At 68.4% G+C, this 13,257-nt stretch carries 11 protein-coding genes; 9 read left to right on the forward strand and 2 right to left on the reverse strand.

What is annotated here, in order from left to right; genetic code table 11:
* Nucleotides 1-17: 17 nt before the first annotated feature.
* From GGQ83_RS16025 to GGQ83_RS16040, 4 genes are all read left to right on the forward strand, one after another.
* Nucleotides 18-494 (forward strand): Lrp/AsnC family transcriptional regulator, encoded by a 477-nt coding sequence (locus GGQ83_RS16025; RefSeq protein WP_207018273.1) that lies wholly within the window; start codon nucleotides 18-20, stop codon nucleotides 492-494.
* Nucleotides 495-728: 234 nt separating this feature from the next.
* Nucleotides 729-2,618: a GMC family oxidoreductase gene (locus GGQ83_RS16030; RefSeq protein WP_184385822.1), complete on the forward strand. Its 1,890-nt coding sequence runs from the start codon at nucleotides 729-731 to the stop codon at nucleotides 2,616-2,618.
* Complete coding sequence (locus GGQ83_RS16035; RefSeq protein ID WP_184385824.1) at nucleotides 2,615-3,697, forward strand: ferritin-like domain-containing protein; 1,083 nt, start codon at nucleotides 2,615-2,617, stop codon at nucleotides 3,695-3,697. The genes GGQ83_RS16030 and GGQ83_RS16035 overlap by 4 nt, the downstream gene beginning before the upstream one ends.
* On the forward strand, nucleotides 3,690-4,160 hold the full coding sequence (locus GGQ83_RS16040) for a hypothetical protein (protein ID WP_184385826.1): 471 nt from the start codon (nucleotides 3,690-3,692) through the stop codon (nucleotides 4,158-4,160). The genes GGQ83_RS16035 and GGQ83_RS16040 overlap by 8 nt, the downstream gene beginning before the upstream one ends.
* A 22-nt stretch (nucleotides 4,161-4,182) precedes the next feature.
* Here GGQ83_RS16040 and GGQ83_RS16045 read toward each other — a convergent pair whose 3' ends face one another.
* Both GGQ83_RS16045 and GGQ83_RS19955 read right to left on the reverse strand, forming a co-directional pair.
* Complete coding sequence (locus GGQ83_RS16045) at nucleotides 4,183-5,409, reverse strand: FG-GAP repeat domain-containing protein (protein WP_184385828.1); 1,227 nt, start codon at nucleotides 5,407-5,409, stop codon at nucleotides 4,183-4,185.
* Nucleotides 5,410-5,442: 33 nt separating this feature from the next.
* Nucleotides 5,443-5,868, reverse strand: a complete 426-nt coding sequence (locus GGQ83_RS19955) for a GlcG/HbpS family heme-binding protein (RefSeq protein WP_207018271.1) — start codon at nucleotides 5,866-5,868, stop codon at nucleotides 5,443-5,445.
* Nucleotides 5,869-6,229: 361 nt separating this feature from the next.
* On the opposite strand from GGQ83_RS19955, the gene iolE reads away from it, so the two are divergent.
* The 5 genes from iolE to GGQ83_RS16075 are packed head-to-tail and all read left to right on the forward strand — an operon-like array spanning nucleotide 6,230 to nucleotide 13,254.
* Complete coding sequence (iolE, locus tag GGQ83_RS16055) at nucleotides 6,230-7,126, forward strand: myo-inosose-2 dehydratase (protein WP_184385832.1); 897 nt, start codon at nucleotides 6,230-6,232, stop codon at nucleotides 7,124-7,126.
* Nucleotides 7,123-8,295, forward strand: a complete 1,173-nt coding sequence (locus GGQ83_RS16060; RefSeq protein ID WP_184385834.1) for a calcium:proton antiporter — start codon at nucleotides 7,123-7,125, stop codon at nucleotides 8,293-8,295. Before iolE ends, GGQ83_RS16060 begins: the two co-directional genes overlap by 4 nt.
* Nucleotides 8,296-8,318: 23 nt before the next feature.
* Nucleotides 8,319-10,307: an amylo-alpha-1,6-glucosidase gene (locus GGQ83_RS16065; protein WP_184386060.1), complete on the forward strand. Its 1,989-nt coding sequence runs from the start codon at nucleotides 8,319-8,321 to the stop codon at nucleotides 10,305-10,307.
* Entirely contained in the window at nucleotides 10,304-12,952 is a 2,649-nt protein-coding gene (locus GGQ83_RS16070) for an MGH1-like glycoside hydrolase domain-containing protein (RefSeq protein WP_184385836.1), read from the forward strand. Before GGQ83_RS16065 ends, GGQ83_RS16070 begins: the two co-directional genes overlap by 4 nt.
* 2 nt (nucleotides 12,953-12,954) lie before the next feature.
* The gene (locus GGQ83_RS16075) at nucleotides 12,955-13,254 is read left to right on the forward strand and encodes a hypothetical protein (protein WP_184385838.1); all 300 of its coding nucleotides are present in this window, start codon (nucleotides 12,955-12,957) and stop codon (nucleotides 13,252-13,254) included.
* Nucleotides 13,255-13,257: the final 3 nt, after the last annotated feature.

Consider the following 13,257-nt stretch of genomic DNA (forward strand, 5'->3'; position numbering starts at 1 on the left):
CAGGAAAGGGCCTCCACATGGCGAAAAACCCCACCATCGCGCTGGATGCCACCGATCGGCGCATCCTGGCGGCCCTCCAGCGCGACGGGCGGGCCACCATCGTGGAGCTTGCCGAACGGGTCGGGCTCTCGCCCACACCCTGCCAACGTCGGGTGCGGCGGCTGGAGGAGGCGGGCGTCATCCAGGGCTATGCCGCCCGCGTGGATGCGGCGCGGGTGGGTCTGCCCTTGCAGGCCTTCGTGCAAGTCGCGCTGCAAAGCCATGCCGAGGAGGTGGTGGAGCGCTTCCACACCGCGCTGGCCGCCCGGCCCGAGGTGCTGGCCGCCTACACCATGTCCGGCGAGATGGACTACCTGCTGCATGTGCTGGCCCCCGACATGGAGACCTTCGGCGACTTCGCCACGCGCGCCCTGCTGCGGATGCCGGGGGTGAAGGAGACGCGCTCCGCCTTCGTGCTGGCCACGCTCAAGCCGCCCGGCGAAGTCCCGACCTGAGGCTCAAGTTCCGGTTGACAGTGCGCGGGGCCTGTGGCGAGCATTTTGCCGTGTCCCTGGCACGCTTGAGGAAACGCGAAACAATCTTCCCGCAAAAATCGTGGCGTGCCGGCTGACACTGGACATTAATCTCTCTGGCCCCAGCTTGGCGCCTGTGAAAGCCACGCTGAACGCCTGTCTATCGCCCACCGCCAGGCCTGCCCTCGCGGCGGGCCCAGCCCCTGAAGGATCACGATGACGACATCAGGCAAGGACCCCGTGCTGACCAGCTTCGAAGCGGTGGCGGGGCAGGAATTCGACGTGGTCATCGTGGGCTCCGGCGTCAGCGGCGCGGTGATCGCGAAGCAATTGGGCGCGCGGGGCTGCCGCGTGCTGGTGCTGGAGGCGGGCTCGGGCAACGACATTACCGTCGCCGACTACGAGGAGAGCGTGCAGCGCTTCTACGGCGCGCAGGGCAAGGACAACAATTCGGCGTACGCCAAGTCCCGTAACGCGCCCATGCCGCGCGACTATGAGACGCGCAAGCTCCAGCCCGGCCAGCCCAATGCCGATGGCTACCTGGTGCAGATGGGGCCGCTTGAGATCGACAGCACCTACACGCGCGTCCTGGGCGGCACGACCCGCCATTGGGAGGGCAAGGCCCTGCGGATGCTGCCCGATGACTTCCGCATGCGCAGCCTGTTCGGCCAGGGGCGCGACTGGCCGCTGGCCTATGGCGACCTCGACGCCCATTACCGCGCGGCCGAGCGCGAGCTGGGTGTCGCCGGCGATGTCGAGGACCAGCAGTATGGCGGGCTCGATTTCGGGCCGGGCTATGTGCTGCCCATGCGAAAGATGCCGCTCTCCTACCTCGACCGCATGATCGCGCGCGACCTGGACGGCATGGAGGTGACGCTCTCGGGCGAGACCTTCCCGCTGAAGGTCCGCTCCACGCCCCAGGCGCGCAACGGCGTGCCCAACCCCGCCTATGACGAAGGCCGCGGCTACAAGCCCGTGGGCGCCGTCAGCACCCACCAGGAGGACAAGGGCGAGCGTTGCCAGGGCAACACCAACTGTGTGCCCATCTGCCCCGTCCAGGCCAAGTATGACGCCCGCCGCACCCTCTACGCCGCGCTGGAGACGGGCAATGTCCAGCTCCTGGCCTGGAGCGTCGCCTCGCGGCTGGAGGTGGACGGCGTGACCGGCCAGGTGTCGCAGCTGGAATTCAAGACCTATGACGACCCTGACGCGCCTGGCCACCGTGTGGGCCATGTGCGCGCCAAGGTCTTCGTCCTGGCGGCGAACGCGGTCGAGAACGCCCGGCTGATGCTGGCCTCGGACCTGCCGGGCAGCAGCAACCTCGTGGGCCGCAACCTCATGGACCACATGTACCTGCTGACCTGGGCGCTGATGCCCCGGCCCGCGGGCGCGCTGCGTGGGCCTATCTGCACCGCGGGCATCGAGGACATCCGCACCGGCGCCTATCGCCGCCACCACGCCGCGGTGCGCTATTCCATCCACAATGACGGCTGGGGCTGGGCCACCGGCTCGCCCTATTCGGATTTGGAGCATCTGGTCGAGCACGAGAACCGCTTCGGCGCGCCGCTGCGCCAGGGGCTGATTGACCGCGTCTCACGGCAATTCCTGATGGACTGCATGATCGAGGTGCTGCCGGACGAGAGCAACCGCGTCTCGGTGGACCCGCGCTGGGTGGACCAGATGGGCAATCCGCGCCCCGTCATCTCCTTTGGCGCCACGCCCTACACGCTGGAGACGGCCGCCTTTTCGCGCCGCTTGTCGCGCCGCATCTTCCAGCGCCTGGGCGCCGAGGACCACACGCATTACGACCCGCTGGCGCCCGGCTATGTCAGCCATGACGGCGAGGGCTATGTGCTGCGCGGTGGCAACCATTGGGCCGGCACGCACATCATGGGGACCAGCGCGCGGGACAGCGTGGTGGATTCGACGCAGCGCAGCTGGGACCACCCCAACCTCTATCTGGCCGGCGCCGGCTCCATGGCCAGCATCGGCACCGCCAACACCACCCTGACGCTGGCGGCGCTGTGCTTCCGCACGGCCGATGCCATCCTGGCCGGGCTCGGCACCCACGCGCCCGCCTCCACCACCACGGGAGCCCGCGCGTGAGCCTCACCAAGATCACTGACAAGGCCGGGCTGCACCGGCACCTCGAAGCCGCGATCCAGCTCGAGCACGCGACGATCCCGCCCTACCTGAACGCGCTCTATTCCATCCGGCCCGGCGCCAACACGGAGGCCTTCCACATCCTCCGCGCGGTGGCGGTGGAGGAGATGCTGCACCTCACGCTGGCGGCCAATATCCTGAATGCGGTGGGCGGCACGCCCGACCTGACGGTGCCGGGCTTCGTGCCGCTCTACCCGGCCTACCTGCCCGATGGCGAGACGGACTTCCAGGTGGATTGCCAGGCCTTCAGCCGCGCGGCCATCGAGACCTTCCTCAAGATCGAGCGCCCGGCCGAAGGGGCGACGCCCGGCGTGGACACCATCCACAAGGGCCGCAAGCGCGCGCACCACAATGGCCACAAGCGCCATGGCACGGCGGTGCGCGCCCGCCACGTCCCGGGCCATGAGGAAGAGCATTTCTACAGCATCGGCGAATTCTACCAGGCCATCGAGGAAGGCCTCGAACGCCTGCACGCCGAGATGGGCGATGCGCTGTTCAGCGGCGATCCGGCGCGGCAGATCGGGCCCGAATACTACTATTCCGCCGGCGGCGGGCTGATGGCGGTGACGGACCTGGCTTCCGCCAAGGCCGCCATCCGGCTGATCTCGGAGCAGGGCGAGGGTGTGACCGACAACATCTTCGACTACGAGGGTGAGATCGCGCACTACTACCGCTTCGAACAACTCCTCCTCGGCCGCTACTACCAGAAGGGCGATGCGCGCGGCCGGCCCACCGGGCGCGAGGTGGCGGTGGATTGGGACGCGGTGTTCCCCATCAAGGCCAATGCCCGCCTGTCCGACTTTCCGGAAGGCTCGGCGCTGCGCCAGGGCGCGGAAGACTTCAACCGTGCCTATGGCGACTTCCTGGCCCTGCTGACCCGCGCCTTCCAGGGCGAACCCGCCATGTTCGTCGAGGCGGTGGGCGGAATGTTCCAGCTCAAGGAACTCTACTACCAGATCATGCGCCAGCCGCTCGGCGATGGCACCCACGCGGCCCCCACCTATGAGATCTCCCATGGCTGACATGCTCGACGGCTTCCTGGCGCTCTCCGAGGCGCTGACCGGCTTCACCGGACAACGACTGCGCGGCACGGGCCAGGCCGAGGCCTATCTCGCCACCGCCACCGGCATCGTGGGCGAGGGCGTGATGCGCGACCTGCTGCTGGCGGCGGCGGAGGCGCGTGCCTCCTCCGGTGGCGACACCGAAAAGCACGAGGCGGAACTGCGCCGCCTGGTGATGAGCGACGACCGTCTTGGGCCTGTCGCCCGCAACATCATCCGCATGTGGTATGTTGGCAGCTGGTACCAGCTGCCGAAGCCCTGGCGCGAGGCGCATGGACAGTCGCCGCGCGACCATGACCATGTGGTGTCGCCCATCTCCTACACGGAGGGGCTGCTCTGGCCCGCCATCGGCGCCAACCCGGCGGGTGCGAAGCCGGCAGGCTATGGCATGTGGGCCATGCCGCCGCGCATCGCGCCGGGCTGAGCGAGGTGCGGAGGAGGCGCCGTCAGGCGTCTCCCGTCCGGTTCAGGAACACCAGCACCTGCGGGTTCTCCGCCAGGAAGTAGCCGGGCGTGTAGTAGCCCGTGGTGGCAAAATCCGGCCGCCCGTCACCGTCGAAATCCGCCACGGTGATACGCGCGGCGGACGACCACGACACGCGCTGCTTCACGAACAGCGCTTTCTCCAGGTCCACGCATTTGTAGTAGAACACGCCCTGCCAGGGCCGCGGCCCGCGCAGCGCCACCAGGAATTCGTCATCGCCGTCGCCGTCGAAATCGGCGCAGACGACATGGTGGCCCGCACCTTCGCCCACCTCGTTTGGGTCGCCGAAGACGTCCAGCACATGCCGCTTCCAGGGGCCGGATTCCAGGGTGGAGCCCGGCTCCTTCACATAGACGGCCACGACGTTGCCGTGGAACGGCTCCATGGTCGCGACATAGGCCTGCGGATCGTCGCCGATGCGGCCCGTGGCGGCATTGCCGGTGCCGAGGAAGCCGGTCAGCCCCACCTCCTCCGTCTCGCCGGTGCCGATGTGGCGCTTCTGCCAGGCGGCGCCATCGTAATAGAACCAGGTGACGCCCTCCTCGCTGGAGAGGATGACGGAATCCAGATCCGAGCCGGGGCGGAACTTGCCCACCTGCACGTCATGGATGATGCGGAAGGAGACTTCGTCCACCAGCGCGCCTTGCCAGCCCTCGGGCTGGGCGGGTTGGTCGGGCACGGGGTAGAGCATGAGGCGTACGGGCGCGTGCACGCCCGTCAGCCCGCCCTGCGGCCCCACCACGGGCAGCGCCATCAGTTCTAGCCGGTCGGTGCGCGTGAAGTGGCCCAGGCGTAGCCGGTGCGTCGCCATCAGCGGCGCGATGGGGTGGGTGGCCCAATGGCCTTCGGCGCTCGGGTCGCCCGGATTCTGCAGCCAGGAGATCTTTCCGTCGCCGTCGCGGCAATGGAACATGCACTCGCCGTAGTCGTGGCAGATGATGAAGTCCGGCCGGCCATTGCCCGTCAGGTCCGCGTGGTCCAGCGCCACGGGCTTCTGGAACTGGCCGATGATGCGCTTCTGCCAGCCCGGATTCTCGTACCAGGCCACCTCGCCGATCGCGAGGCCGGAGACGATCAGGTCGGGCTTGCCGTCGCCGTTGATGTCCACGGCGTCGATCCAGTAGCCGTCCTTCAGACCGTCCTCGACGACGACCTGCTCGAACTTGGGCAGGGTGATGTTGGAGCCCATGGGGGTGCTTTCCGCGCGAGAGGGAAGGGGGGGTCAGCCGACCGGCAGGCCGAGGGCTTCGAGCGCGCCGCGCGCCACCGCCATGTCGTCCGAGTAGTGCCCGCCCGAGACGCCGATGGCGCCGATCATCTGGCCATCCTCCATGATGGGATAGCCGCCGCCATAGACCACCACGCGCGGCGTCTGCACCACGCCGTGCAGCAGGGGGCCGTCTTCCTTGATGAAGTCCCACCAGGCATGGGTGGGGATGCCGAAGGAGGCGACGGTCCAGGCCTTGTTGATGGCGATGTCCTCCGAGACGAAGGGCGCGCCGTCCATGGCGTGATAGGCCTTGAGCTGCCGCGCCTCGTTCATGATGGCGATGCACATGGGCTTGCCACCCGCGCGGGCCACCTCGATGGCGGCGTCCACCAGGCGCTGCGCGAGGGCCGCGTCTATGCTGCGTTTGACGATGCTCAACGGACGATTCCCCTGTGTCTTGAAGTAAAGATGTCTCTTGAAGCAAAGGTCTTTAACGGAAAGTGATTGGCGCGCGCGCCGGCCACGTTCCGTGGAGGCCGGATGGTCGTGGCCCTCACCCACAGGTGTCAAGCGAAAGCGAGGGTGGAAGGCGTGCAACCTTCTTGCGACGCAACTTGGCCGCGTGCATCCTGCCGGCGGCGAGGCGTCAGGAATCCTTGGTTTCGCGAGCGGGATGATGACGGCGCGGGCCGGCATCAATCTCTCGTCAAATCTTGCGGGCGAGACTTGCTTCCTGTTCCAAGCCACGCCACAGGCTGACGGCAATGCGGGGGCGGATGCCCATGGGGGAAACGAAACGATGTTCCAACGTGACAAGGTGATGCTGGGCATCACGCCCACCTGCTGGACCAATGACGATTTCCCGCTGCTCGGCAATGAGACGAGCTGGGGCCAGGTCATGAGCGAGATGGCCCTGGCGGGCTATGAAGGCTGCTCCGTCGGTCACAACTTCCCGAAGGACCGGGCGGTGCTGAAGGCGGAACTTGCCCGGCGCGGCCTGCGCGTGAGCGAGCCCTGGGTCAGCACCCTCTTCACCGCGCGCGCGATGGAACAGCGCACCATCGACAACTTCATCGCGCAGATGGATTTCATGCAGGAGATGGGCGGCACCGACGTGGTGGTGGCCGAGCTGGGTGGCGCCGTCCACCAGCAGCCGGTCACGCCGCTCGCCAACAAACCCATCTTCACCGATGCCCAGTGGGATGCGCTGGTGGCCGGGCTGAACAAGCTCGGCGCCATGGCGAAGGCGCGGGGCATGCAGCTCTGCTACCATCACCACATGGGCACGGGCGTGCAGACCCGCGGCGAGGTGGACCGGCTGATGGCGGCGACCGACCCCAGCTCGGTGCACCTGCTGCTGGACACCGGGCATCTCGCCTGGTCGGGCGATGACCCGCTGGAGATGGCCCGCGCCCATGCGAAGCGAATTCGCCATGTGCACCTGAAGGACATCCGGCCCGACGTGATCGCGCGCGGCACCGCGGGCAGCCTAAGCTTCGAGGAATCCATCATGGAAGGCGCCTTCACCGTGCCGGGCGATGGCGCGATCGACTTCCGCCCCATCCTGCAGACCCTGGCCGATGCCGATTTCGCCGGCTGGCTGGTGGTGGAGGCCGAACAGGACCCCGCCCGCGCCAACCCGCTCGACCATGCGCGCAAGGCGCGGGAATATCTTCGCGGGATCATCGGGTTTTGAGCCACACTTCCACTGAGGCCCATGGGCTGGCGCATGGCGCGCCCCATTTCACCGCCATGCAGCAATTCGGCCCGCTGGGCGTCGCCTGGGCGGTGTTCCTGGCCATGACGCTGCTGGGCCATGACGCGCACAGCCATACGGGGCTGGGGCAATCCTTCATTATTGTGGTGGTGCTCTTCACCACCATCCTCTGGGGCGCCATCGGCGTGATGCGCCACGCCGAGGCGGTGGCGCACGAACTGGGCGAGCCGCTGGGCACGCTGGTGCTGACGCTCTCGGCCGTCACGGTCGAGGTGGCGCTGATCCTCTCCGTCATGCTGGTGGGCGACAGCGAGCCCACGTTGGCCCGCGACACCATGTTCGCCGTGGTCATGATCATCGTGAACGGGCTGCTCGGCGCCGCGCTGCTGCTGGGCGGGTTCCGGCACCGGCAACAGATCTACAACCTGGAGGGCGCGCGTTCCTTCCTCGTGGTGCTCACGCCGCTGGCCATCTGCGCGATGGTGCTGCCCAATTTCACCACCTCCACGCCGGATGCCACGCTCTCCTTCGCGCAGGCGGCGACGCTGGGCGTCATCACACTGTTCCTCTACGGCGTCTTCCTCGCCTTGCAGACCAGCCGCCACCGTTCCTTCTTCGCCGAGGCGGCTGCCGAGGTGACGGGCGGCCATCGCGGCCCCGCGCCGGAGGCGCCGCCCACCCCGCGGGCCAGCCGCGCGAAGGTGGTGCGCCACGCCTTCTTCCTGGTGCTGACCATCATCCCCGTGGCCCTGCTCGCGCATGACATGGCCGAGGCGCTGGACCGCGTGGACCGCGCACTGGGCGTGCCGGTGCAGATGACGGGCGTCATCATCGCGGTGCTGATCCTGGCACCCGAGGGCATGGCCGCGCTGCGCGCCGCCTGGGCCAACCATTTGCAGCGCTCGGTGAACATCCTGCTCGGCTCCTCGCTCTCCACCATCGGCATGACGGTGCCGGCGGTGCTGCTGGTGGGGCACTTCATCGGGCATGATATCGTGCTGGGCCTCGACCAGGCGCACATGATCATGCTGGTGCTGACCCTGGTGACGGCGGGCCTCACCTTCGGGACGGCCAAGACGGACATGCTGAAGGGGGCGGTGCACCTGGCCCTCTTCGGCATCTACCTCATGCTCGTGCTGGTGCCCTGACGCGGGAGGCGGAGGTGACGGCGATGATCCTCGGGCGTGACATCTGCGGCGAGCCTGGCGCGGCGCTGTCGCGCGAATGGCTCGTCACCAACGGGATCGGTGGCTATGCCTCGGGCAGCGTCGTGGGCGCGCCCACGCGCGGCTATCACGGGCTGCTGGTGGCGGCACTGGAACCGCACCCAGCCCGCACCCTGCTGGCCGCCGCGCTGCTGGAGGAGATGGAGGGCGCGTCGGGCCGCTTCGAACTCGCCACGCTGAACTGGGCGGGTGGCGTGACCTCGCCGCAGGGTCACCGCTTCCTCGACAGTTTCCGGCTGGAAGGCACCATCCCGTGCTGGCGCTTCGCCTGCGGCGGCGAGGTGCTGGAAAAGCGCATCTGGATGGAGGCGGGCCACAACATCACCCGCGTGGAATACCGGCTGGTGCGGGGTGCCGGGCCGGTGCGGCTGACGCTGAAGGCCCTGGTGGACCACCGCGACCACCACGCCCGCACCACCGCTGATTCCTGGCAGCCGGAGGTGGCGCTGGGCGCTGACACGGCGCGCGTTCTGGCCTTTCCCGGCGCAACGCCTCTCCATATCGCGGCCGAGGGCGCCGAGGCCCATGCCGGCACCGGCTGGTTCCGTGGCTTCGACCTCCCGCGCGAGCGCGAGCGCGGCCTGCAGGACCGCCAGGACCACCACCACGCGGTGAGCTTCACGCTCACGCTCACGCCCGGTGCCCGCGCGCAGGTGGTGTTCTCCGCGGGGGAAGCGGCCGCACCGGACGCCACCGCCCTCGACCGCGCCCGCGCGCGCGAGGCCGGGCTGCTGGCACGCTTCACGAACCTCCACCCCGCAGCGCCCGACTGGGTGCGGCAATTGGTGCTGGCCGCCGACCAGTTCGTCATCGCGCGGCAGGACGCGGCCGGGCGCGCGGGGCACTCCGTCATCGCGGGCTACCATTGGTTCGCGGATTGGGGCCGCGACACCATGATCAGCCTGCCTGGGCTGACCCTCGCCACCGGCCGGCCCGAGATCGCGCGCTCCGTCCTGCTCACCTTCGCGGGCTTCGTGGACCAGGGCATGCTGCCCAACCGCTTCCCCGATGGCGGCGAGACGCCCGAATACAACACGGTGGACGCGACGCTCTGGTTCTTCGACGCCATCCGAAAATACCACGCCGCCACGCGCGATGACGCCACGCTGCTGGCCCTGCTTCCGGTGATGGAGGAGATCATCGCCTGGCATCGCCGCGGCACGCGCTATGGCATCGCCGTGGACCCGGCCGATGGCCTGCTGCGCGCGGGCGAGGCGGGGGTGCAGCTCACCTGGATGGACGCCCGTGTGAACGGGCGCGAGATCACGCCGCGCATCGGCAAGCCCGTGGAGGTGAATGCGCTGTGGTACAACGCGCTGCGCGTGATGGCCGAGAGCCTGGCGCGCCTGGGCCGCGACGCCAGCGTCTATGCCGGGTTGGCGCACACGGCGCGCGAGGGCTTCGCGCGCTTCTGGAACCCCGAGGCGGGCCATTGCTTCGACGTGCTGGACGGGCCCGACGGCCATGACGCCACGCTGCGGCCCAACCAGATCCTCGCCGCCAGCCTGCGGCCCGAGCTGCTGCCGCTGGACCGGCGGCTGGCGGTGCTTGCCGCCTGCGAGGGTGCGCTGCTGGGCCCCTGTGGGCTGCGCAGCCTCGACCCCGCGCACCCGGATTATCGCGGCACCTATGGCGGGGATTCGGCCTCGCGCGATGGCGGCTATCACCAGGGGCCCGTCTGGGGCTGGCTGGCCGGCCCCTTCATCGAGGCGCACCTGGCCGCCGGCGGCAGCGCGCAGGTGGCGCGGCTGCGGCTGGAGGCCATCGGGCGTGAGACGCTGCGCCAGGGCCTCGGTACGCTGAACGAGATCTATGAAGGCGACCCACCCCACGCCCCGCGCGGCTGCATCGCCCAGGCCTGGTCCGTGGCCGAGGCGCTGCGCGCCTGGACGCTGGTGGAAGCCCAAAACGAGACAGGGAAGGCCAGGCCATGAGCGAAGCCGAGCGCATCAAGAGCCGCGATTCGGGCCAGGAGGATTGGGCACTCTGGGGCCCCTATCTCAGCGAGCGCCAATGGGGGACGGTCCGCGAGGATTTCAGCCCCTATGGCAATGCCTGGGAGTACTTCCCGCATGACCACGCCCGCTCCCGCACCTATCGTTGGGGCGAGGATGGGTTGGGCGGCATCTCGGATTCCAAGCAGCGGTTGTGCTTCGCGCTCGCCCTGTGGAATGGCGCCGACCCTATCCTGAAAGAGCGTCTCTTCGGCCTGACCAACAGCGAGGGCAACCACGGCGAGGACGTGAAGGAATACTACTTCTACCAGGATAACACGCCGACCCACAGCCACATGCGGATGCTCTACAAATATCCGCACCGCGCTTTCCCCTATGGCGACCTGGTGGCCGAGAACGCCCGCCGCAAATCCACCGACCCGCGCGCGCCGGAATACGAGCTGCTCGACACCGGCATCTTCGACGAGGACCGCTACTTCGACGTCGAGATCGCCTATGCCAAGCGCGGCACGGCCGACATCCTCGCGCGCATCACCGTGACCAACCGCGGGCCTGATCCGCACGAGATCACGCTGCTGCCCACGCTGTGGTTCCGCAACACCTGGAGCTGGGCGGAAGGCAGCGACAAACCCGGCCTGCGCGCCGTGGGCGAGGGCGTGGTCGAGGCCAGCCACCCCGCGCTCGGCCCCATGCGCCTCGTCGCGGAAGGCGCCGAGCGCCTGCTGTTCTGCGAGAACGAGACCAACATCCACCGCCTCTTTGGCGCCGAGGGCGGGCCGGCCCACCCCAAGGACGCCTTCCACGACTTCGTGGTGCAGGGCGATGCCGGCGCCGTGAACCCGGCGGGGGAGGGGACCAAGGCCGCCTCCCTGCACCGCCGCACCCTCGCCCCCGGCGAGAGCTGGGTGCTGCGCCTGCGCCTGACCCATGACGCCGCGGCGACCACGATCGGCGCGGATTTCGACGCCGTCTTCGCCGCCCGTGCCGCCGAGGCCGATGCCTTCTACGACACCGTGCTGCCCACCAACACCACGCCCGAGCGCCGCGCCATCATGCGCCAGGCCCAGGCGGGCATGCTCTGGAGCAAGCAGTTCTATCACTACGTGGTCGAGGAATGGCTGAAGGGCGACCGCTACCCGCCGCCCCCCGAACGCGCCACCGGCCGCAACGCGCAATGGCGGCACTTCTACGCCGAAGACGTGCTCTCCATGCCCGACAAATGGGAATACCCGTGGTTCGCGAGCTGGGACATGGCCTTCCACTGCGTGGTCCTGGCGCAGGTGGACCCGGGCTTCGCCAAGGGCCAGCTTCGCCTGCTGACGCGCGAATTCTACATGTCGCCCACCGGCCAGGTGCCCGCCTATGAATGGGCCTTCGAGGATGTGAACCCGCCCGTCGGCCCCTGGGCGGCCTGGGAGATCTACAAGCGCGAGTTGGCCCAGACCGGCAAGGGCGACGTGCCCTTCCTGGAGCGCATCTTCCAACGCTCGCTGATGAACTTCACCTGGTGGGTGAACCGCAAGGACGCCGACAACAACAACCTCTTCCAGGGCGGCTTCCTGGGGATGGACAATATCGGCGTCATTGACCGCACGGCGGCCGAACGCCAGGGCTTCCGCCTCTACCAGGCGGACGCAACCTCCTGGATGGGCTTCTCCGCCCTCATCCTCATGGAGATGGCCATCGAGCTGGCCAAGCACGACAAGGTCTATATCGAGATCGGCGTGAAGTTCCTCCAGCACTACCTCTACATCGCCGACGCCATGAACCACCTGACGCGCCAGACCGATGGCGCGCTGGACCTCTGGGACGAGGAGGAGGGGTTCTACTTCGACGTGGCCCTGCGGCACGGACAGTACCAGAAGCTGAAGGTGCGCTCCCTCGTCGGCCTCACGCCGCTGCTCCCCGTCTCCTCCATCGACATCCCGGCGCTGGAGGATGATTTCGAGGATGTCTTCCGCGACCGGCTGCGCTGGTTCCTCCGCCGCCAGCCCGATTTGCTGGAACAGGCGAGCGAGACGCATGACGGGCTGGACCAGACCATCCTGCTCTCCTTCCTGAGCGAGGACCGGCTGCGGCGCATCCTCGCCGTCATGCTGGACGAGGAGGAATTCCTATCCCCGCACGGCATCCGCTCCATCTCGCAGCGCCACCGTGACCACCCCTACGCCCTGCAGGTGGATGGCGAGACGCTGGTGGACGCCTACGAACCCGCGGAATCCAGCAGCGGCATGTTCGGCGGCAACTCCAACTGGCGCGGCCCGATCTGGATGCCGGTGAACATGCTGGCCGTGCAGAGCCTGCGCCGATTCCACGAGCATTATGGCGACCGCTTCCAGGTGGAATGCCCCACCGGCTCCGGCACCATGATGACGCTGGCCGAGGTGGCGGACGAGATCAGCCGCCGCCTGGTCTCCATCTTCGAGCCCGGCACCGATGGACGCCGTCCCCTCTATGGCGGCACCGAACGCTTCCAGTCCGATCCGCACTGGCGCGACAACATCCTGTTCTATGAGTATTTCCACGGCGACAATGGCGCTGGCATCGGCGCCTCGCACCAGACGGGCTGGACCGGCCTCGTCTCCATACTCATCGAGGAACTGGCGAAGCGCGGGAAGGGCTGAGGGTGCGCGCCGCCCTTCGCCTCTGGCGCGGCGAAGCACCGCTCGATGTCGCCTTCTGGAACTGGGCCGTCATCAGTGGGCTGGTGGTGAACATCACCACCACCATCGGCTTCTTCCTGCTGTTCAAGGAAGGCCAGATACTGGCGGCCTACCTTGTCGGGTACGGAATGTCGCTGCCCTACAACCTGCTGGCGCTGGTCGGCGTCTGGCGCAGCGCCGCGCGCTACGCCGGTCCGCCACTGCATGCCACCCTGGCCCGCTGGGTGGCCACCCTGCTCCTGGCGGTGCTGAGCGCGACCTGACCG

Source organism: Roseococcus suduntuyensis, from assembly GCF_014196305.1.
Taxonomy (GTDB): domain Bacteria; phylum Pseudomonadota; class Alphaproteobacteria; order Acetobacterales; family Acetobacteraceae; genus Roseococcus; species Roseococcus suduntuyensis.

Coding starts and splice junctions, on each gene's coding strand:
- GGQ83_RS16045 (WP_184385828.1), bottom strand. CDS start 5,409: ATGGGCTCCAACATCACCCTGCCCAAGTTCGAGCAGGTCGTCGTCGAG.
- GGQ83_RS16040 (WP_184385826.1), top strand. CDS start 3,690: ATGGCTGACATGCTCGACGGCTTCCTGGCGCTCTCCGAGGCGCTGACC.
- GGQ83_RS16065 (WP_184386060.1), top strand. CDS start 8,319: ATGATCCTCGGGCGTGACATCTGCGGCGAGCCTGGCGCGGCGCTGTCG.
- GGQ83_RS16030 (WP_184385822.1), top strand. CDS start 729: ATGACGACATCAGGCAAGGACCCCGTGCTGACCAGCTTCGAAGCGGTG.
- GGQ83_RS16025 (WP_207018273.1), top strand. CDS start 18: ATGGCGAAAAACCCCACCATCGCGCTGGATGCCACCGATCGGCGCATC.
- iolE (WP_184385832.1), top strand. CDS start 6,230: ATGTTCCAACGTGACAAGGTGATGCTGGGCATCACGCCCACCTGCTGG.
- GGQ83_RS16070 (WP_184385836.1), top strand. CDS start 10,304: ATGAGCGAAGCCGAGCGCATCAAGAGCCGCGATTCGGGCCAGGAGGAT.